The organism is Anabaena sphaerica FACHB-251, assembly GCF_014696825.1.
Lineage (GTDB): Bacteria > Cyanobacteriota > Cyanobacteriia > Cyanobacteriales > Nostocaceae > RDYJ01.
Genome location: NZ_JACJQU010000022.1, coordinates 1 through 22009 on the forward strand (window position 1 = coordinate 1; position 22009 = coordinate 22009).

Sequence of the window (22009 nt, forward strand, 5' to 3'; positions counted from 1 at the left end):
ATCTACTGTAGTAGATATTTCGGTTTGAGGTTGAGTTGGTAATTGAGGTTGAACAGCAATTTCATCTACTGTATTTGTAGATATTTCGGTTTGAGGTTGAGTTGCTAACTGCGGTTGAACAGCAATTTCATCTACTGTAGTAGATATTTGTGGTTGAGGTTGAGTTGGTAATTTTGGTTGAACCGGAATTTCATCTACTGTATTTGTAGATATTTCGGTTTGAGGTTGAGTTGCTAACTGCGGTTGAACAGCAATTTCATCTACTGTAGTAGATATTTGTGGTTGAGGTTGAGTTGGTAATTTTGGTTGAACCGGAATTTCATCTACTGTATTTGTAGATATTTCGGTTTGAGGTTGAGTTGCTAACTGCGGTTGAACAGCAATTTCATCTACTGTATTTGTAGATATTTGTGGTTGAGGTTGAGTTGGTAATTTTGGTTGAACCGGAATTTCATCTACTGTAGTAGATATTTGTGGTTGAGGTTGAGTTGGTAATTTTGGTTGAACAGAAATTTCATCTACTGTATTTGTAGATATTTCGGTTTGAGGTTGAGTTGGTAATTGAGGTTGAACCGGAATTTCATCTACTGTATTTGTAGATATTTCAGTTTGAGGTTGAGATGATAATTGAGGTTGAACCGGAATTTCATCTACTGTATTTGTAGATATTTCAGTTTGAGGTTGAGATGATAATTGAGGTTGAACCGGAATTTCATCTACTGTATTTGTAGATATTTCAGTTTGAGGTTGAGATGATAATTGAGGTTGAACCGGAATTTCATCTACTGTATTTGTAGATATTTCAGTTTGAGGTTGAGTTGGTAATTGAGGTTGAACCGGAATTTCATCTACTGTATTTGTAGATATTTCAGTTTGAGGTTGAGTTGGTAATTGAGGTTGAACCGGAATTTCATCTACTGTATTTGTAGATATTTCAGTTTGAGGTTGAGTTGGTAATTGAGGTTGAACCGGAATTTTATCTACTGTATTTGTAGATATTTCGGTTTGAGGTTGAGTTGGTAATTGAGGTTGAACCGGAATTTTATCTACTGTAGTAAATATTTCTGGTTGAGGTTGAGTTGGTAATTTTGGTTGAACCGGAATTTTATCTACTGTAGTAGATATTTGTGGTTGAGGTTGAGTTGGTAATTTTGGTTGAACCGGAATTTTATCTACTGTAGTAGATATTTCGGTTTGAGGTTGAGTTGGTAATTTTGGTTGAACCGGAATTTTATCTACTGTAGTAGATATTTGTGGTTGAGGTTGAGTTGGTAATTTTGGTTGAACCGGAATTTTATCTACTGTAGTAGATATTTCGGTTTGAGGTTGAGTTGGTAATTTTGGTTGAACCGGAATTTTATCTACTGTAGTAGATATTTGTGGTTGAGGTTGAGTTGGTAATTTTGGTTGAACCGGAATTTTATCTACTGTAGTAGATATTTCGGTTTGAGGTTGAGTTGGTAATTTTGGTTGAACCGGAATTTTATCTACTGTAGTAGATATTTGTGGTTGAGGTTGAGTTGGTAATTTTGGTTGAACCGGAATTTTATCTACTGTAGTAGATATTTGTGGTTGAGGTTGAGTTGGTAATTTTGGTTGAACAGCAATTTCATCTACTGTAGTAGATATTTGTGGTTGAGGTTGAGTTGGTAATTTTGGTTGAACAGCAATTTCATCTACTGTAGTAGATATTTGTGGTTGAGGTTGAGTTGGTAATTTTGGTTGAACAGCAATTTCATCTACTGTAGTAGATATTTGTGGTTGAGGTTGAGTTGGTAATTTTGGTTGAACCGGAATTTTATCTACTGTAGTAGATATTTGTGGTTGAGGTTGAGTTGGTAATTTTGGTTGAACAGCAATTTCATTTACTGTATTTGTAGATATTTCTGGTTGAGGTTGAGTTGGTAATTTTGGTTGAACCGGAATTTCATCTACTGTTGTATTTGTAGATATTTGTGGTTGAGGTTGAGTTGGTAATTTTGGTTGAACCGGAATTTCATCTACTGTTGTATTTGTAGATATTTGTGGTTGAGGTTGAGATGATAATTGAGGTTGAACAGCAATTTCATCTACTGTCTTTGTAGATATTTCGGTTTGAGATTGAGTTGGTAATTTTGGTTGAACCGGAATTTTATCTACTGTATTTGTAGATATTTCGGTTTGAGGTTGAGATGATAATTGAGGTTGAACCGGAATTTCATCTATTGAATTTATAGATATTTGTGGTTGAGGTTGAGTTGCTAACTGCGGTTGAACCGGAATTTCATCTACTGTATTTGTAGATATTTGTGGTTGAGGTTGAGTTGCTAACTGCGGTTGAACCGGAATTTCATCTACTGTAGTAGATATTTCGGTTTGAGGTTGAGTTGGTAATTTTGGTTGAACCGGAATTTTATCTACTGTAGTAGATATTTCGGTTTGAGGTTGAGTTGGGAATTTTGGTTGAACCGGAATTTTATCTACTGTAGTAGATATTTCGGTTTGAGGTTGAGTTGCTAACTGCGGTTGAACAGCAATTTCATTTACATCTATACTTGCTGAAGTGGAAGTTGGAAAGGTCGGCGAATTTGTAACTTGATTTTTAGAAAAATCTGCGCTTGGTGGATCAGAAAATCTTACCCGTTCTAATTCTGTTGTTTCGTTAACATTGAAAGGTTCTGTTTGAGTTTGAAGCAATGGTGACAAAAATTCGTTTCTCCGCAAGTTCTGTCCCAACGGAGGCTGTGGTTTGAGTAATTTAAATTTCTGTCCAAGTGTCCGAGGAGCTAGTAAATAGTTTTGAATTCCAAGGGGGTTGAGAGTCATAATTGTTCCCCCATTAAAAGGGAAATGATAATAAGTTTTAACCCTGTTTAGAAGTAGGAAAAGTTAGCTATTTCTTAATAGCAATATTAGGTAATAAAATATCCAGATGTATGGCGTTTAGAGAGATTCAAAGCACCTCCTCCTCCTCCTCCTTTTGTAATTTTCAATCCTTCGTATGCTAGAGTTAATTCTTCAATAGCTACTGTAGTAGAAGAAGCTTGTAATGCTGGTGCTTTCCAACCAATGGGAACAGCCGCAACTAGTGTCCAACACTGCATAGTTTCTCCAGCTTGGTTGAATAGTAAAATATTCACGTTACGGCGTTGAATTTTAACATTACTTATCCACTCCCAAAAACTTAAATCATCAGTAATACCTCTTTTAAGTGTCACATCAGAAAATTGAGGTTGACTTAAAATAACTCTTTGTTGTTCATTGACACCACCTTCATAAAAAACTTCTTTCTTAATTGTTACGCCTATACCACCGCATTCACTAAATGAAGCAGTAATATTACTTTGCATTTCTACATAAAAACGATTGGCTGTAACGTAATTCAGTTCGTAGTTCGTACTATTATTTCTTACCATGATAATTACACCTGATAATTTTGAGAGCGATCTCGTTGTAGTCTTAAATCTTGTAACATTAATTCGTAAACCTTATCACTCAATTTTTGGATAATGAATCTGTCTTGTAAGGCTTTATTCGCTAACTCAGAAATGGATGATTTTTTATTCATGATATTTTGAAATTCAAGTTACTAGTTTTCTTTTCTAATCGGTACTAAGCCTGTTGCACGTATTAAATATTGTCCCTCATCAGTCTGTAAACTTTCAGCGAATTTTGCCCCCACTGCAATAACTGGAGAAACTCCAGAAGATTGGGGATAAACTACTACAATTTCATATCCTAGAGGATATTTTTTTTGAGCAAAAACATCAATATTTGGGTAATAACTTCCCTTATCATTGCACAAATCAGTTTTTGGGTTTATGTCATTACCATCCTTTTGAATTAATGTTTGTATTTCTTTACCAGGTTGACCTAAACTTAAAGGATAAACCGAGCATTGACCAAAAACTTTACTTAAAAGTCCAAACCCAATACCAGCATTTCTATCATTTTCAAAATCACCCAGAATTTGCTTTCCTAGTGTTTCTCTTGTTTCTTGTTTTATAATTTCTCCTGTTGCAATTAATTCTTGAAAACGTTTAAGTCCCTCTGGATGATTATTGAATGTGGCCGCTTTAAATCGATTTATTACCTCTTCTTCATTCGGTATATAGAGTTGGACTTTTAAATCTGGTAAGTTTTTATCTAGTTGTTGCCAAGAAGTTATTTGACGAGTATAGAGTTTACGTAATTGTTCAAAAGTAATTTTTCCCTTCAAAGCTTCAGAAATACTTCCGCTTCTTTGTGAATCACTAAAGGGTACAAATATCACTATGCCATCATAAGCAATTGTTGAATAACTAAATTCATTTGCTTTAAGTTTGTTGTCAAACTTATTCACTAAATTGATTATCAAAAAATCAGTTTGTTTGTTTTTCAACATAGCAAAGGTATTATCATTAATCACTGAAACAGGTCGATAGGTTAGATTCAATGCCATACCACGTTGCTGAAGCTCTTCTTCAAATGTTTTGCCAAAAGATACTAAGCTAGTACGCTTAATACGCTTATTTTTATTCATATAATATATTAATGAATCCCACGTTCCTTCCGATTTTGATGCCGTATATCTAAAATTAGAGGGTGGAATACCCTTTATATCTACATCTTTTATCTTCTTGTATTGGAAAGAGCTTGCATTTAAAATAAGCGGTTTTCCCGTAAAGAATTTATTGATTAATGCCTGTATAAATAAAAACAATATCAAACCAAAAACACTGCTAATTATACAAAATATCAGAATTCTAGAATTAAATATTTGAGCATATTTTGCTTGAGGTTCTGTTATTTTTTTTTCGGTCTGTGGATCGATTAATAAGGGTAAGAATGGTGCTGCTAATAGGGCTTGACGAGCTTGTTCTGCATTAGCAAAAGGAGAGTTAATACCTATAAGAGACTGAATAAAATTTTTGAGGTAAATATCATCTACTGTTGACCAATGTTGTTCATGTTTAGGATTAAGTGCTTGTCCAAATAAGGGGTCTTTATCTCCTCCTAATAATAAATAAAAGCTAAGATATCCCAATTCACTTAAATCTTTGTTAACTGAATGATTAACACTTGGAAGATTGCGCGGTTGGAACAAATCTTCCCAAAGAGCTAAATCACCTAAATAGATAAAAAACTGCGGAGTTTCAGCCAGAGATTTTTCTTCATTTTGGACAATGAGTATACTATTAAGTGAGAGATTTCCATGAGGTAAACCATAACGTACTTCACCATTGGGTAAACGTATTTTTTGGTTGTGGAGAAACCACAAAGTTTGTAATACCTGTTTTAGAAATTCTCGTACCTGTAGAGAAGTCATAGGACAGTTTTTTTGCTCTATGTATTCTCTTAGGGTTATGCTATTTTCAATCGGTTCAGTAATGAGATAACAGCGTCTTTCATCTCTAGGTGCGATCGCATCCCAAGGAATTATTAAGCGAAAATCCTGTCCGCCAATTTTTTTGAGATTTACACCAGCTAATTCTTCAAATTGTTCTTTACATTTTCTTGCTTCCTTGAGATTAAAGTCTGCTTCAGGTAGTAAATATTCCTTAATCAAAATTGGTTTATTATTTGTAACTTGAGTACCTTCATACAGCCTCGCTCTATCTAAATTTTTGATTGGATTATTACTATTAACTCTATACCTGCCTCTACGTCCTCGAATTTCATCATTTCTTTTTAGAGGTAAAATATCAATTTCATTTGTTGATTTTGGTGGTAATAGCAACTCTACTTTTTGAGCTAATGATCCATTAGATAGATGATTATCTCTGACAGGTAGAGTGCTTTCTCGATTATTTTTGGCAGAAGATTGAGATTGAGTATTTTCTACAAATTGCTTTTTTTTATCATGTTCTTGACCAATAAAAGGAACCTCAATTTTATCATACTCTCCCTGAATCCTTTGCCGCATGATTCGAGATACGTTTTCAACAGGGTAGCGAATAAAATTGGTCACTTCTCTTACCCTAGTACCAACTGAGTTAACTAGCTCATTTAGTTTCATAAATTTTCTTTCCTTTTCAAATAAATTCCTAATTTTCCCATATTTTTTGGCTGTTATCTTTTAATGCCTACTTGATGTTCTAGCAGTTTGATCTGATGGAACTGATCTATATTCAATTGACAACAACATAAGCCAAAATCAACCGTCTGAATTTAATGATTCTAATGATGCTAAGGATTCTAATGATTTTGAGTTTATGTTCGTTGATATTGTTTTTTCATCTTTATCTAATTCATTAATGTGACGATAAAAATGATATAGGTAGTTGAGATCAGCAGCAAAAAGCTCTTCAATTATTACAGGTGTAACCTCTTCTAAAGCTCCCAAACAAGTAATCACACGAGAAAGAATAATCACAGTAGAATAAGCGGGATTTGACTGAACACGGGGGTCGCGTAGTGGCACAATTTCATCCATTGCTTTGGCTAAACGCATTACCCCTATGCGGTGTAAGTTACCATCTGCATCAAGATATCCTTTAGGTAAACGAAACTCAAATTCTGTTTGCAACATAGAAATTTACTTTTTTTACTTTTCTCGTTTGAACATTTCTACAGCTATTTCCATTTCTTCAACTTCAATTTCGGTGCTATTGGATAGCAAATCAGAAGCCATATAACTGACAGGCCAAGCACCCCGAAATTGAAATATTGCTTCTGCTTCTCCTGACTGATTATAGATACTCAAAGAACCATCACGAAGTTGTTTAGCCCAATTCCCTGTTTGCACTTCTTCAAACCACTTCCACAAAGTTTTGGATTTAGTCATACCCCGACGGAGGGTAATATTATTAGCTTTAAAATTTCCTGGAACTTTAGTTCTCACCATTTGACCTGATTTAGCTTTTCCCCACTGCAAGGGTGTTACTTCACAAACTTCTACGACATCTTGGGTATTTTTGAACCCTTTACATTCCAAAAAGTAAGCATCAACTGGTTCTAAACTCCCCTCTAGTTTTAGTTCTATATAAAATCGGCAACTGGTAAGAATTTCTGGAAAGTTCTGCATTATGTTTTATGTATAAACTCTGCTTGTTTGTAAGTTAAGAGTTAAAAATTAAGAGTATTTTGATAACTCTTAATCCTGCACTCTTAACTCTTTATTCCTATCTATGCAGGTACTCGTTTAAGTCCTTCATGAACTAATGTAATAGTTTCATTAGCTACATCATTGGAGCTTGCTTCTAGTTTAGGTCCTTCATATTTTGTGGGATAAGCATTCAGCAATTCCCAACGTGCTTTCATTGTTCCAGCTTGATCATAGACAGTAACTGAAGCTTCTTTACGATTGTCTTTCCATTGCGATGCACCACCATCATTTTTATTGCAGTCTTCATACCATTGATAAAGGTCTTTATTAGTGGTTGCCACAACTTTAATAACCACTGGAGTAAATTTGACTTGAGTAGGAGCGGCCTGACGTAAATTAACGGCATTTTTGCCCGAACCTAATACTTTGTCACCTCCTGCGGCTGGATTTTCTGCACTTAAACCTGAAACTTCCATGATTTGCTTATCTTGCAGCCCTGGAGCTTCAAAGTAAAACCTACAACTGACTAATAATTCATCTGTTGATGCCACGATTTAACTCCTAATTACTGTTTATTGGATTGGGAAAAACCTGATGATTGAAGTTTTTACGTTTCCAGTTTTGTCATAATTTCCAAAGTCCTATCATTTTAGCTTTACTGTTGCCATTAGTGAGCAATTATTTAGTAATTTTTAATGAAAAAAATCTCCAGGAATCATAAATCATTTCTGAAACTTTTTAAGTGCTGTAGGCAATGCCCACAACAATATAGATATAGATATAGATATGGTGGAAAATGTCCACCTTACCTATTTTGTAAGAATTCAGGAGTCATGAGTCAGGAGGTAGAAAGAAGGAAGGATGAAGAATATTTTCTCTTCTGTTCCCTATTCCCTATTCCCTGCTGTGTCAAACATTCTGTATCCTGAATCCTTACCCTATTTTTTCAAAAATCAAATATGATTCCTATAATTACTAAATTCACATCTTGCCTATTCTTAATTACCATTACCAAATTGCACTAAATGACTAGCTATTGGGGTGAATAGTAACTAATGAGAATATTCAGGATGAATGGTTTTATTCGTCTTCTTGACCAGTCCATTGACTAATACGGAAGATGACAAATTCTGCTGGTCGGACGGGACAAACACCAACTTCTACATACAAACGACCCAAAATCATGGTTTCGGGTGTGTTAATTGTTTCGTCACATTTGACATAGAATGCTTGTTCTGGTGTGCCTCCGAATAATGCACCTTCCCTCCACAGCCGTTCTAAGAAGTTGTTGATGGTGCGTCGTACTCTTGCCCATAAGTCTTGATCGTTTGGCTCGAATACAACCCACTGAGTACCTAATTCGATAGATTTTTCGATGTAGCTCATCAAACGGCGAACGCTGATATAGCGCCATTCCGTTTTTTCTGGTTCTACTAAGGTTCTTGCACCCCAAATTTTGATTCCTCTACCGGGGAAGGTACGGATACAATTAATGCCTTGGGGGTTCAATAATTCTTGTTCGCGGAAATTACAGTCATAGGCTAAACCGATCACACCGCGAGGAGTTTCATTAGCTGGTGCTTTGTATACACCTCTGGTTTCATCGGTACGCGACCACACACCCATCATGTGACCACAGGGAGGGACAAAAATTGGTTTACCGTTTTTGCGGGGATTGGCAACTTTCAGCCAGGGATAGTACAAAGCCGCGAACATGGAGCGACGTTGGAAGTCGTTGAGTAGCCAACTGCTGACCTGCTGGGGTTTGACTTTATCCGGTGGTGCATCTAGAACTACCATGCGGTTGGGTGGATTTGGTGCTGAGTTTTCGCACAAACCAACCATCAGTTCCATGATGCCGTGGACTTGATCTTGATCTAGAAGTTCAGCTTCATAGGCTCGCATCAAGTCAGGACAGGCAATGATGGTAACTTCATCAATCTCAAATAGCCCTTGAATGCCTTTGCGGTCGTTGCGATCGCCTTGTACATACCGAGCCAAGTTTTCTTGGGTAGGTAATACAGGAGGAGGACTAACCTCAAATTGCCCATCTAAAGGACGACGAACCAGGGGGAGTCCTGTTTGTGTCAGGTCAACCACATTTACATACTCTGACTCTTGCAGCGCCGTTACTGCATAAGTTCCAATCTCTTCCTCAACCTCGCGGTTCATGGTGAGATTATCAAACCTTTCTAGTTGTTCTCCATCCCGTTTGACTCTGAGTGTGAAAAACTCCGCAGGGACTGGGACTGGAGCATTGGGGTTAGTAGGTGTGTTGGTTTTCGGCTCTCCTGGGAGAATTTCTACATTTACTGCACCCTGTTCTGCTGTTTCTGGTTTGAGGCTAAATTGCAAAGATTGGCGCTTTCCAGAAGTTTTGAGGGTCAGTGCAGTCGAGTCAGGACTCGGTTGAATAGTTTCTTCGGCTGGTTTTGGTAGTTGCGTACCAATACTAACCACCCAACAGCGAGCGCCCCCATTTAAAAACCAGCCGTTGACTGCAAAAGGTAAATAAGCGTCAAAGTCTGTATAACCATCGGAATTTTCCCTAGCAAAATATTCTAGATACTGATCCCAGGTAGTAACCAACATCGGCTTACCGATTTCAGCACCATTGCGTATTGCTTCGGAAAAACCAATAAATGCGCCAATATTGGTTTGCACCCCTTCGATGGGGCGACTACCACGGTCAACCTCTTCGACGTATACACCAGGAGCAAAGTAATCAAGTCTGCCCATACTATGGTCGTCCTTAAATGGAATTGTCCAGGTAGTAAGGATGGCAACTCATTGGTGTCATACATAGACACACCCAAAATCTAAGTTGCTTTATTTCCGAGTTAAATGTCTCACTAGTGGAACAAGGTAGGAAGAAAAAACCTCAATACCTAAGTCTGGGTATAAATTCTAGATATTTCTGCCATCTTCCATTAGTTTGACTATTACTACCTAAGTGTGAATAGATTTCGGTGAATTTTACTTATGCAGTTGCGCTGGGAAAATAGAATTTTGGACAGCAGTTGCTACAACGGGTGGAACCCCTCTTCTGGTTCGCAGTTTCTGCAAATCAGCAAAAACTGCCGCAACCTATTTGGCTACACAGATAAAGCCCACCTACGTGGACTAGCCCGGATTCTCACAAAGAAATAAAAAAATGGGGTCAAAAACTGCGAATATACATACAGCGTATGTCAAGTTTATATAAGTACGGTAACAACATTTTGTAAACTCACATCTTGGACTTACCGAATAAACCCGTAAAAGATAAATTTTGCCTATTCCCTGCCTCAACACATAAAATCACAAATCAAATCGGATTGCTATATTACTCCTACATCACTTTGCCACTGACCAAGAGCGAAATTATCGAGGGTGTCTTATGGAAATATGGGTAAATTTGGAGTTTGGCGATGGGAATTTTGAGCGCGGATTTAGTAAAAATCAACTTGGGGTGAAGACAGCCAATGCACAGGGGAAAATCACACAGATAGAAGTCCAATTACCCGCAGATCAAGAAATTCCAGGTTTTTATCAACGTTGGAAAGAACAATACTACTCGCTACTTCAGAATTCCAGAGGTAGTTTTAAAAATAACCAGATAACTCATATATCCAAAGCAAATTGTGGCGATGATGCAGAGTCTTTACGGCATCGACTTCATCAGTGGCTCTACCCTATCAAGTCAAAATTAGAACAAGTATTGCTTCCATACCCCAACCCCGAAATTCGTCTGGTTATCCACACAGAGAAAATTGTATCCGAGGCAACCAAGGATATCTTACATCGGCTACCTTGGCAGGAATGGGATTTATTTGCGGGAAATTATTCCTGTGAAGCATCTGTTTGTTTTAACACTTGTGATCCCACTAATACACCACCTGAACAATCACTTACTATTGGTAAAATTAGAAGAGCAAGAATCATTAGTATATTTGGAGACAGCACCAATATTGATACTAGTATAGATCAAGAATTACTAAGACAATTGCAGAAACGAGCAGCAGAACTTATAGTTCTTACAGAACCAAATCGTTCTGATTTTAATGCCCTCTGGGAAGAAGCTTACGATATCCTATTTTTTGCAGGTCATAGCGAAACTCAAGGTGATGGTCAAACAGGTATAGTTAATATTAATCCCGATGACAGTTTAAGCTTGGAAGAAATCAAAAATACTCTCAGGGCGGCAATTAGTAAAGGTTTAAAATTAGCAATTTTCAATTCTTGTGATGGACTAGGTTTAGCCAGACAATTAGCAGATTTAAATCTTCCCTACATGATTGTCTGGCGTGAAGTTGTACCTGATAAATCAGCACAAAGATTTCTCCAATATTTTTTAAGTTCTTTTTCTCAAGGCGAATCTTTATTTAACTCAGTTAGACAAGCAAGAGATAGACTCAAAGAACTTGCCAATGACAAAGATATTGAAAAGCAGCTACCGGGGGTAAGCTGGTTGCCAATTATTTGTCAAAATACCATAGCGCCTCCAGCGAACTGGGAAGATTTAGGAGGACTGTCTGGCCAACTTCCTGATTGTCCATACCAAGGGTTATCTGCATTTCATCAGGAAAATGCAGATTTCTTTTTTGGTAGAGAAAAGTTTATTGCTAAATTAGCAGAAGCAGTAAATAGTCATCCACTGGTCCCTATAATTGGTGCATCTGGCAGCGGAAAATCCTCTGTAGTTTTTGCAGGGTTACTTCCTCATCTACAAGCTGCTGGTAATATAGAAATAGTTAGTTTTCGTCCGGGAAAAAATCCGTTTGATGCTTTGGCGATCGCATTAAGTAAATATTATCATTTTTTGTTACAAAAACCAACAAAAGTATCAGACAATACTATCATCAGATTAACTGAAATCGAATTTGAAGTCAACTTGCGACATAACGAGAGAGCCTTATCTAATCTTGTTGAAAATATTATTAAGTCTTCAGAATCTCACCATTTTGTATTAGTAGCAGACCAATTTGAAGAACTTTACACTCTTATAGACGAAGCCGAATGTCACAGCTTTCTCAATACACTGTTGTTTGCAGTAAATCATGCACCTAACTTTACCTTAGTGCTGACCCTGCGAGCAGATTTTTTAGGTATAGTACTTGATTACCAACCAATAGGTAAGGCTTTGCAACAATACACCCCCCTGTTATTAACTCCAATGGAAAAGGAGGAATTACGAGATGCTATTGAACAACCAGCTTTAAAAATGAAGGTAGAATTAGAAGAGGGATTAACCAGTAAACTAATTGATGATGTGGACAATCATCCAGGTCGTTTACCTTTGCTAGAGTTTGCACTAACACAGCTTTGGTCAAAACAGAAAAATTGGTATTTAACACATCAAGCATATGAAGAAATTGGTGGTTTAGAAAAAGCTTTAGCACAACAAGCAGATCAAGTTTTTCAATCTCTATCTACAAATGAGAAACGACAAGCAGAAAGAATATTTATTCAGTTAGTACGTCCAGGGGAAGGAACAGAAGACACCAGACGTATAGCGACTCGTATTGAAGTAAAACAAGAAAATTGGAGTTTGGTGAAACGGTTAGCTGATGAACGCTTATTAGTAACTGGATGGGATGAAATTGCCGGAATAGAAACAGTAGAAATTATCCATGAAGCCTTAATTCGCGAATGGATGACTTTGCGCGAATGGATAGAAATTAACCGTGAATTTCGTATTTGGCAAGAAATAATTAAACCTGAAGTGCGTAACTGGGAAAAAAGCAATCCTCATCCCGATACATTATTACAAGGAATGCGGCTGGCTATAGCAACAGATTGGTATAAGCAACGAGGAGAACAATTAACACAATCTGAACAAGATTTTATTACTGCTAGTATTACAAGACAACAACAAGAGCAACGCCTACAGAGGCGTAAGCAAAAACTGCTAATTTCAGGACTCAGTAGCGGTTTAGTATTAACTTTAATACTCGCTGGAGCAGCTTGGGTTCAATCACAAAATGCGCGTTTGAATGAAATTAAAGCTATAAGTTTATCAAGCAAAGCTCTTTTAGCTTCAGGTCTAGATTTTGATGCCTTAATAGAAGGTTTAAAAGCATCCATAAAACTGAATCAAGCAACCACGAATTTAACAATACATAGACTTCAAGAAAAAAAACAAATTCAAAATCAGGTTAATCTTTTCTTACAAGAGGCACTTTATAAAGTTAGCGAACGTAATAGATTAGAAAGACATAAACATGAAGTCACAGATATTAGCTTTAGTCCTGATGGTAAAATTATTGCTACTGCTAGTAAAGATAAAACTGTTAAGCTTTGGGGTTTGGATGGGCAAGAAATTATCACCCTTCAAGCACATAAAGATTTAGTAAGTAGTGTAAGGTTTAGTCCCACAGGAAATATCATTGCCACAGCTAGTTGGGATGGAAATGTCAAACTTTGGACTAGGGAAGGTAAATTAATTATTACCCTGACAGGGAATAAGACAAAGGTTAATAGTTTTAGTTTTAGCCCTGACGGAACGATAATTGCTACGGCTGATGCCAACGGATACATTAAACTATGGACAGAGAAAGGTAAATTAATCAAAACCTTCAAAGGGCATGATAAACCTGTCTTAAATATAACTTTTAGTCCCAATGGTAATACTATTGCCACCGCTAGTCAGGATGGAATAGTTAAACTATGGAGCCTAGATGGAAAATTACTGCGAACCTTCGCTGGAGAGCAGGGACATAAAAATTGGGTTTGGAGCGTTAATTTTAGTCCAGATGGTCAGAAAATTGCTACCGCTAGTCGAGATGAAACAGCCAAAATTTGGAACATTAACGGCAAATTAATCAAAAATTTAGATGCTCACACAAATGCGGTTACTAGTGTGATTTTTAGTCCAGATGGAACACAGATTGCTACCGCCAGTGCAGACAAAACAGTAAAAATTTGGAGCGAATCTGGACAAGAACTCCAAACACTAGGTGGGCATCAAGATTGGGTTTGGAGTGTCAATTTTAGTCCTGACGGAAAGATACTTGGTACAGCCAGTAAAGATGGAACTGCTAAACTTTGGCAACTAAAAGGAAAGCAACATCAAATCCATCAGGCACATCAAGATGCTATTTATAGTGTGAGTTTTAGTCCGGATGGTCAAGAATATGCTACCGCTAGTAAGGATAAAACTGTTAAACTCTGGCAGTCTTCAGGTGAATTAATAAAAACTCTGACATGGGATGAAGGTAAATTTCTCAAAACCCCGGATAGTTGGTGGTTTACTCACATCTCTTTTAGTCCTAATGGACAAATAATTGCTGCTGCTACTAGTCATGGAAATGTCATACTTTGGAATCGTCAAGGAAAGGAAATCACAACTTTTCAAGGACATGATAAAAAATGGATTTGGCAAATAAGTTTTAGTCCTGATAGTAATACTATTGCCACTGCTGGACATGATGGTACTATTGAAATTTTCAACTTGGATAGTAAAGTCATCCAAAGGATTTCAGCACATAAAAAATCTCAAGATGAAGATGGGGAGGGCGTGAATAGTGTTACATTTAGCCCGGATGGAAAAATTATCGCCTCTGCTGGTTGGGACAAAAAAGTTAAACTTTGGAAGAGAAAAGGCAAATCAATCACAAATATTATAGAGCATGAGCATAATGATGGAGTTCATAGTGTTATTTTTAGTCCAGATGGCCAAATGATTGCTACTGCTAGTGAGGATAAAACAGTCAAACTTTGGACAAGAGAAGGTAAATTGATGAGCAACCTTGAGGGGCATACTGCTGGAGTCTTTCGTGTTAGGTTTAGTCCCGATAGTAAAAAAATTGCTACTGCTAGTTTAGATAAGACAGTTAAACTCTGGAGTCTTGAAGGTAAAGAAATAAAAACTTATAAAGGACATAATGATTCCGTCTGGAGTCTCAATTTTAGCCCTGATGGTCATACCCTGGCTTCAGCAGACAACGCTGGAAAATTAATTTTGTGGGATTTAAGCTTAGATTCAAATCAGCTACTAATTGATGGTTGCAGTTGGGTGCGCGATTATTGGAAAAATAATCCCAACGTGAATGAGAGCGATCGCAATTTTTGTAAAACAGTTTTAAACTAAAACAGGACTTACGCAAACAGAACCAAAGTAGCGGTAATTCATGAATTACCACTACGCCAGAATAAGGTTTTTAGTCAAATCTTGCGTAAGTCCTATAAAAATATGGCTCTACCGTACTTGTTATGCTAAATTAACATTCTGTCAGAGGGAACAGGGAAAAGAGGTAATATTAAGAAATAATGTGAGAAATTATGCCTATTTTTTCATACTTGGTCAGCTTTTTGAGATTTTTTAGGCTAATTTTTGCATAATAGGTACTAAAGAACCAGAAATATTCACTAAACATCGACCGAATTTAAATATGCGTCTTGGGTGAACCCTTGTAGGACATATCCATTTAGGGTGCATCAAATTCAGGTTTGACTGATGCACCCCCTATAGCTAGGATTGCATTTTTCTAATCAAAAGGCGTTCTGAATCCGCCAAATTCTCTTAAATAAGCGAGAATAGAAGTGCCATTTTCATCTTGAGAAACCTGGTTATTTAGTAGCAGTTGGACAACCCCTCCTTCACCACGCAAATGAGCAGCTGCAAGGATTCCAGATGTGGTGATGACTACTCCTCCTCGTTGTTGTCCGATAAAGTCTTTGAGCGAGCGTCCATTCTGTCGAAGTTGACTGTTGATCCTATTCAAATTCAATGTAAAAGCTTCTTGAATAGCTATTTCTTGCACATTCTTATTATTTAATAAATCTTGTTTACTTTTAATCCCATTTTTCCCTGTCCACCTACCTCGCCACTCATTTCTACTAGCACCATTGCCATAATAAACATTGGCTTGATAGTATCCAAGGTCGATTAATAGAGCTTCTCCAAATTGATATTTACCAATAAAACCTAACTGGTTCTCAATATTGTAAGGAGGATTTTGCTGCCCAGTTTCTCTTCGTCCCAGTGCTAGTAACATATCCTGGAAACTTCCTCTGTTAGCCACAGGAGCAGACGGAGGCTGATTAGTTCCAGGTATAACCAGTACCATTCCAGCCCGTAGTTGAGTAGGATCTGGACCAATTAAAGACCGATTAGCATCATAAATTCTTCTCCAGGAAGCTTCACTGCCATCACGATAAAATCTCTCAGCAATATTTGATAAAAAATCTCCCGCTTGTACTGTATATTGAGTTCCTTGAGAACTTCCTGTGTTGGCAACAGGAGGAGTAGATGGAGACTGATTAATTCCAGGTATAACCAGTACCATTCCAGCCCGTAGTTGAGTAGGATCTGGACCAATTAAAGACCGATTAGCATCATAAATTCTTCTCCAGGAAGCTTCACTGCCATCACGATAAAATCTCTCAGCAATATTTGATAAAAAATCTCCCGCTTGTACTGTATATTGAGTTCCATTACTTTGTTGTGCTTGTGCTGTTGTTTTGCTTGTTTTGAAAACAGCATCGCTCAATTCAGGTAATATAAATGATGTGGTTAAAGACGAACAAACCACCAGTAAAATACCAGGAAGTTTATTAATTCTACGGAGGAATGTTTTGGTCTTGAGTAATGAAGTCATATAATTTGGTCGCAAATAAGGTTGGAAGTTCATAGGTATCTTTCTGGGAATTGTATGATTTTTAATTGAGTAGAAACAAGAGCATTAGGTAATTGCTTTTCTTCCTTCTATTTTTAAATAAATGCAAATTCAATTAACTTATACACTTGTGTAAATTAGTTTAAAGGGTAAACAGTTCGCGCAACTGCTAACCCCTTAAAACTCAGTGTTTATCGTCTACCGAATACCATTGTCCAGTAGATTTTGCCATCACCCCCTTGAACAGCACCAACACCACTGTCGCTATAATTTGAATTCATAATATTCCTGCAATGTCCAGGACTGTTTAGCCATGCTTGGACTACAGCACTCGCTGATTTTTGACCAGCAGCTACATTCTCAGCAATAGCTCTCCATTGATATCCTGCTTGCTTTGCCCGATCTCCAGCAGAACTGCCATTAGAACCTGTATGACTCATTTGTCTTCTTGCAGCCATATCTGAACTATGCAACTGTGCCGCACGACTCAAGCTACCATTTACAGATAGTGGACCGACAGAAGCAAATCTCTGATTACCACACACACGCCCTTGAGACCTGGCTTGATTAACTAATTGAATTACTTCGTCTGAAACAGAAGCTTGAGCTTGTTGTGCAGCGCCAACATTAAGCAAAAGAATAGCAGCTGATAGCAAGCCTGTCTTAACTGTGAAATTAGCCATTTTTTTGTTTCTTTTGTACTGATGGAAGTTAGTTTATTGATCGGCAAATCTTCGATTTACTTCGCTTCTAATTGTAGATAGATTCAAGCAAAATCTACTTATACAGTTCAGACTTGAGCTTCTTTACCAACTCCATGTTGCATGAAGATATAAGATATTATGCCAATATCTCAACTGTCACCTTTGTCAGTACCCACTACCTGAATCTTGATACTTTATACTTTAGCCAACAGTGAGTCAACAGCATCTGTATATGTTCAAAGAACTGCAATCTATATATAGATGTAGCTCTCCAAAAGATTCATAACAATAGTCTCTGGTAAAATAAATAGCTGTGTTGTTGATATCATGTGTGATAAAAAGCGAGATAATTTGAGGAACTATGCTAATTCCATCAAGATACTGGACAATTCAGGTAATTGATTCTCCCACAGTCCAACACAACAAACTAAGAGGGGGCTACAAAGTCAAGAACATTCATCAAGCACAGGAGTTTTTTAGAAAAAATTTTCCCGAATTCGTCAGCAAACCCACTCTATCGTCAGAAGAAAACAAGCATATTCAAGCTGTGCTGTGGGAAATTTTTGATTCTGCTGGCGATATTCACCAACGTGCCTTTGCCGGATTTTGTCTGAGGTGCTATATTTCTGAGACAATTCTTGTCGTCTGTAAAAAAATCGCTCACACCTATAAACCGGAAGTTGAGGAACTACTTTTCACCTATATTGATTTACTGCCATTCGTTTTAAATGACGATGGTAAAACACTGGTGATTTTCGATAGTACAGGACAAACTCAGCAAAGATTGAATAATGACGGCACAACTCAACAAATAGCTAAAGAAGGAGAGTTTTTTACTGTTGAAATTTTGCGGAAATTTAATCCCAACTTAAATTGTGGTGAAAGCTTAGATAATTGGACTTGGAGACTAACAAAACAAAATCAAAATTTAACTTTATTTCTGTGGGAGTTCGGGATACAAACTCCTAGTGATTGGGGGTTGTTATGTAGAGAGATGCCCCGTTCTATAAAACCACTTCTTGAAAAAGGAGACTGTGAAATTGTAGAGGTGTTTCATGCAGTCTACCGCCGAGATCGACGTAAGTCAAACAAAAAAGGACGTTGTTCTGAACCAAAAATCAACCAATTGCAAGAAATGCTCGTTTTGTTGCAGCAACGAAATATGATTTTGAATTCTTCTACAGAACTCATTAATCATCTTCAAAGAATTGCCGAAATCTTACGTCAGGATAAACTTTATCAGAAAACAGGGATTCTCAAAACAATACCTACAGAAGTTTATGATAAATCGATTAATGATTATGTTCCTAATCAGGAATTACCTTATCATACTGACCCAGATCTAGAAGATATTGAATTACAGCAATTACAAAGAGTCTGTAATGCATTGTTTGAAAAAATTTTATATCAAGCAATAGCAGAAGTTATTTCTCAGCATCTTGAATATTTAAAGAATAGCAAAGGGTACAAAAGTTTTGCCACAGAGCTATATAAAGGTTTGCAACTTTACTACCAAGACAATATGTCTTTAGGAGAGATTGCTAAACTATGGGAAATACCTTGGTGTAAAGCTAGGCGGATATTTAAATTAGAAAACCTTCTCGACAATGTTCAATATCGGACAGAAGAGAAATTTCTTGCAGAAATTCATAAAGTTTCTACAAAATCTGGCTTAATAACAAAATTAGCCAAAATTTCCAGCGACCCAGACTATTTAAAAAATATTGCCGAAGAAATTAGAAATTATGCTCTGCATAAAACATTCTTAGAAGCACGTGCAGAAATACAAAGCGGTAAGAAAAATAGTAAAAGAAGCTTATTCGCTCAACTGCTATGCCGCTACATCAAACATTCAATTCACAACATCGCATAAGCAAGTTCCTGTTATTAATATCATGAAATGACTTCTCACAGCTTACCAAATCAGCAGGAGATTAGATATAATGAATGCCTTAGTTTATTCACGATACTGGAGATGTAAATTGTCACCCAAATTTATGTGGCTAGAAGCAGAACATTTTGAGGAAGCTAAAAAAATTAGCGGACATAACCTGGACGAAGCGCAACAATGGAAAATCTATTTAAATGCACTAGCATTACTTGGCTTTGAACAATGGGTGAGCGAAAAAAATCGCAGCATTAACATTAATCGAGATAATTGCTCGATATTTCACCCCGAAAATGCAAATGCAACTGATGTTGTTTCTAATTTAAAATTAGGCGATTTTAACCTCTGCTTAATAACTGTAGATAACCTGAGTGATGATTTTGTTGCTCTCCCACAAGAATTCATAAATTCACTGGAAATTGCTGCTCATTTTTATGTTTTAATAGAGGTATTAGAAGAAGAAGAAAAATTAAAGGTTCATGGTTTTCTGCGTCAAGACCAACTAATTCAATATTGTCAATCAATGAATTTTAAAAATCAGGCTGATGGTCGTTATCTATTGCCGCTTGCCTGGTTAGACCATGAGCTAAATAACCTTTTGTTATCTGCTCGTTTTTTAGAAGCAACAGCAATTCCTTTAGTATCAGCAGTTAAAGCTAATCCCACAGTTATCTTGAGTCTAAATAACACAAAAAATATAGTCAGTAAGACCATAGTAAACCTGAGTAATTGGTTAAGTGGAGTTTTTGACGAAGGTTGGCAATCTACAGGAATTATCTGGAAGACGCTGCCAATTAACTTAGATGTAGGTTTTGCCCGGAGCGTAAACAAGTCAAATAATTATGAAGTTTCGGGAACAAAAATATTTGATTTTGGGCTAATGCTCAATGGCGAAAATTTCGCTTTAGTTGTCAACCAAAAAAGAGCAGAAAACAATGAGAAAGATATCCTTGTACAAGTTCTTCCTCGTGATAAGCAATATCTACCATCAGGGTTGAAGCTGAAAGTTACCCTGAATCCCAATACTTCCGAGTCAGAAAGTCAAGAAGTCACTGCCAGGAAAGCTGATAATGCCATTCAGTTAGAATTTAGTGAATCTCCAGACAAACAATTTCAGGTTGAAGTTAGTTTCAATGATGCTGTAGTTACTGAAGACTTTTTGTTGTAAGTTTTATCAAGCATCGCGTATTTAATCTGAAGTTCCCCCTTTGCCAATTTTTTTCACTGGCTAGTTATTTTTACCATACTGGACTAGCGTTGCAAAACTGATCTGCTCAGGTTCAGTGTGTATCTACTGGGAGGTTGAAATGAGAAGACAGCAGACAAGAAGCTGGGCATAATTGGAAGTTAAGCTATCTTTCCAGGTAAACTCTTCAGGCACGAGCAGGAAAAGAAGCTGATCGGAACTGTATTTAGGCAGGAAGTGCATAAGTTAATTTACTCGGCATCTATCAAGCATATAGATGAAGATTTTTTTGGTTTTAGCCTTCCTATGGTGAAACCATCTAAGCTGCTTCAGTCTGCGGTGCAAAATTGTGAGCGTAATTTATGGGTCATCAATCTTTTTCCTCACCACCTATCAATCCGTTACAGCGGCTTCATGTCTATGACAGCTTGATGATGAATGCTGAACGCTGGCAATTAGCGCATCAATACCATCGGCATCGTCAAAATGTCCACTACCAGTCCCTGAACGAACCAGGTATAGTCTGTGGTTTGGGTGTACGAGTGATTACTCCACCAGATGATGCACCTGCAAGATTTCGAGATCTGCGTTGGTTAGAAATTCAAGCAGGAATTGCCATTGATGTAGAAGGTAATCCCATTATTGTTGATCCATCAATTGATCGCAAGTTCAGAATTGCCACAGAAGCTCCTACAACTGGAACTTTAACGGTATATTTAGTTGCTAGTTATGTAGAACCTCAAAATTTAGGGCAAAAAAATACCTCTACCCTAATTAGAGAATGGTTTCGGTTTGATGAAAAAACTAGTCCACCAACAGAAAGAGAAGTGGAATTATGTCGCATCAAATTACAACCCAATGGAGTTCAATTAGCAAATCCACGAGATGCGTTATTTCCTGAAGTTAACGAGTTGGATCTTCGCTATCGTTCCCAAGCCCAAGCTAGACCACAGGCAGTTGTTAGTATTGCCACTTCTTTCAATACGAGCGATCGCAATTTTCATAACCTTTCCTATTTTATCCAATCTGTAGAAACACTTTATCCAGCTTTACAGGGAGGCGCACAAGTTGGACAAATAGATTTACAAACAAACCCTACAGAATATGACTTAATACATCTCACTGGTTGGCAGGTATTGAATCTGGAACAACAACAAATAGATGCTTGCAATCAATACTTAAAAACAGGTGGCGTAATTCTCATTGAAGTTCCTAGCGATGGCTCTATGTTAATAGAAGATATCAAAAATATAATTGCATACCATTTTGAAATGCCTTTACAATCTTGGCAGGAATTAAACCGCACCCATCCCTTAAGAACAAAACCCTTTTTATTTGCAAAACTTCCTAGCATCAACGAACAAACTCTTCATATATTAAATGCTGGAGGAATTATTTTAGTCGAAGGTGAACTTTCCGCAGCTTGGGGATTAGATGATGACTTGATACTTGAACGCCATGATATTCGCACAGCCCAAGAATTAGGCATTAATTTTCTTCATTTTGCCCTGCGCCGACGACAAATGACACAGTGGTTACAATAATTCGTAATTTATAACAATGCTTCACGCTTTTATAAGGGATACATAATTAAGTTTTTTCCGGAGATTTAGATCCACTGAATTA

General features: G+C 37.1%; 13 protein-coding genes and 1 pseudogene. 4 read left to right on the plus strand and 10 right to left on the minus strand.

Going from position 1 to position 22009, the window contains the following annotated elements; all coding sequences use genetic code 11:
- From H6G06_RS23480 to H6G06_RS23515, 8 genes and pseudogenes are all read right to left on the minus strand, one after another.
- A pseudogene (locus H6G06_RS23480) lies at positions 1-2805 on the minus strand (hypothetical protein); the annotation flags it as partial.
- A gap of 86 nt (positions 2806-2891) precedes the next feature.
- Entirely contained in the window at positions 2892-3395 is a 504-nt protein-coding gene (locus H6G06_RS23485; RefSeq protein WP_190564482.1) for a phage tail protein, read from the minus strand.
- A 5-nt stretch (positions 3396-3400) separates the two neighbouring features.
- Positions 3401-3547, minus strand: coding sequence for a hypothetical protein (locus tag H6G06_RS23490; RefSeq protein WP_190564483.1), 147 nt, complete (start codon positions 3545-3547; stop codon positions 3401-3403).
- Between the two features lie 21 nt (positions 3548-3568).
- Entirely contained in the window at positions 3569-5977 is a 2409-nt protein-coding gene (locus tag H6G06_RS23495) for a substrate-binding domain-containing protein (RefSeq protein WP_190564484.1), read from the minus strand.
- A gap of 138 nt (positions 5978-6115) precedes the next feature.
- The gene (locus H6G06_RS23500; protein WP_190564485.1) at positions 6116-6490 is read right to left on the minus strand and encodes a hypothetical protein; all 375 of its coding nucleotides are present in this window, start codon (positions 6488-6490) and stop codon (positions 6116-6118) included.
- 15 nt (positions 6491-6505) lie between these two features.
- A complete protein-coding gene (locus tag H6G06_RS23505; RefSeq protein WP_190564486.1) occupies positions 6506-6985 on the minus strand; it encodes a phage tail protein in 480 nt (159 codons plus the stop codon).
- A 101-nt stretch (positions 6986-7086) separates the two neighbouring features.
- Complete coding sequence (locus tag H6G06_RS23510) at positions 7087-7557, minus strand: phage tail protein (RefSeq protein WP_190564487.1); 471 nt, start codon at positions 7555-7557, stop codon at positions 7087-7089.
- Positions 7558-8086: 529 nt separating this feature from the next.
- Positions 8087-9745 (minus strand): phage tail sheath family protein, encoded by a 1659-nt coding sequence (locus H6G06_RS23515; protein ID WP_190564488.1) that lies wholly within the window; start codon positions 9743-9745, stop codon positions 8087-8089.
- A gap of 640 nt (positions 9746-10385) precedes the next feature.
- Between H6G06_RS23515 and H6G06_RS23520 the strand changes: the two genes are divergently transcribed.
- Positions 10386-15077, plus strand: coding sequence for an nSTAND1 domain-containing NTPase (locus tag H6G06_RS23520; protein WP_190564489.1), 4692 nt, complete (start codon positions 10386-10388; stop codon positions 15075-15077).
- 397 nt (positions 15078-15474) lie between these two features.
- Here H6G06_RS23520 and H6G06_RS23525 read toward each other — a convergent pair whose 3' ends face one another.
- Positions 15475-16620, minus strand: coding sequence for a LysM peptidoglycan-binding domain-containing protein (locus H6G06_RS23525; protein WP_242039832.1), 1146 nt, complete (start codon positions 16618-16620; stop codon positions 15475-15477).
- A 176-nt stretch (positions 16621-16796) separates the two neighbouring features.
- Positions 16797-17288: a CAP domain-containing protein gene (locus H6G06_RS23530; RefSeq protein ID WP_190564490.1), complete on the minus strand. Its 492-nt coding sequence runs from the start codon at positions 17286-17288 to the stop codon at positions 16797-16799.
- 382 nt (positions 17289-17670) lie between these two features.
- Here H6G06_RS23530 and H6G06_RS23535 point away from each other — a divergent pair, with 382 nt between their 5' ends.
- The 3 genes from H6G06_RS23535 to H6G06_RS23545 all read left to right on the plus strand — a co-directional run bounded on the left by H6G06_RS23535 (position 17671) and on the right by H6G06_RS23545 (position 21927).
- On the plus strand, positions 17671-19182 hold the full coding sequence (locus tag H6G06_RS23535; protein WP_190564491.1) for a hypothetical protein: 1512 nt from the start codon (positions 17671-17673) through the stop codon (positions 19180-19182).
- A 109-nt stretch (positions 19183-19291) separates the two neighbouring features.
- Positions 19292-20365, plus strand: coding sequence for a DUF1822 family protein (locus H6G06_RS23540; RefSeq protein ID WP_190564492.1), 1074 nt, complete (start codon positions 19292-19294; stop codon positions 20363-20365).
- 380 nt (positions 20366-20745) lie between these two features.
- On the plus strand, positions 20746-21927 hold the full coding sequence (locus tag H6G06_RS23545) for a DUF4159 domain-containing protein (protein ID WP_190564493.1): 1182 nt from the start codon (positions 20746-20748) through the stop codon (positions 21925-21927).
- The last annotated feature ends 82 nt before the right edge of the window (positions 21928-22009 follow it).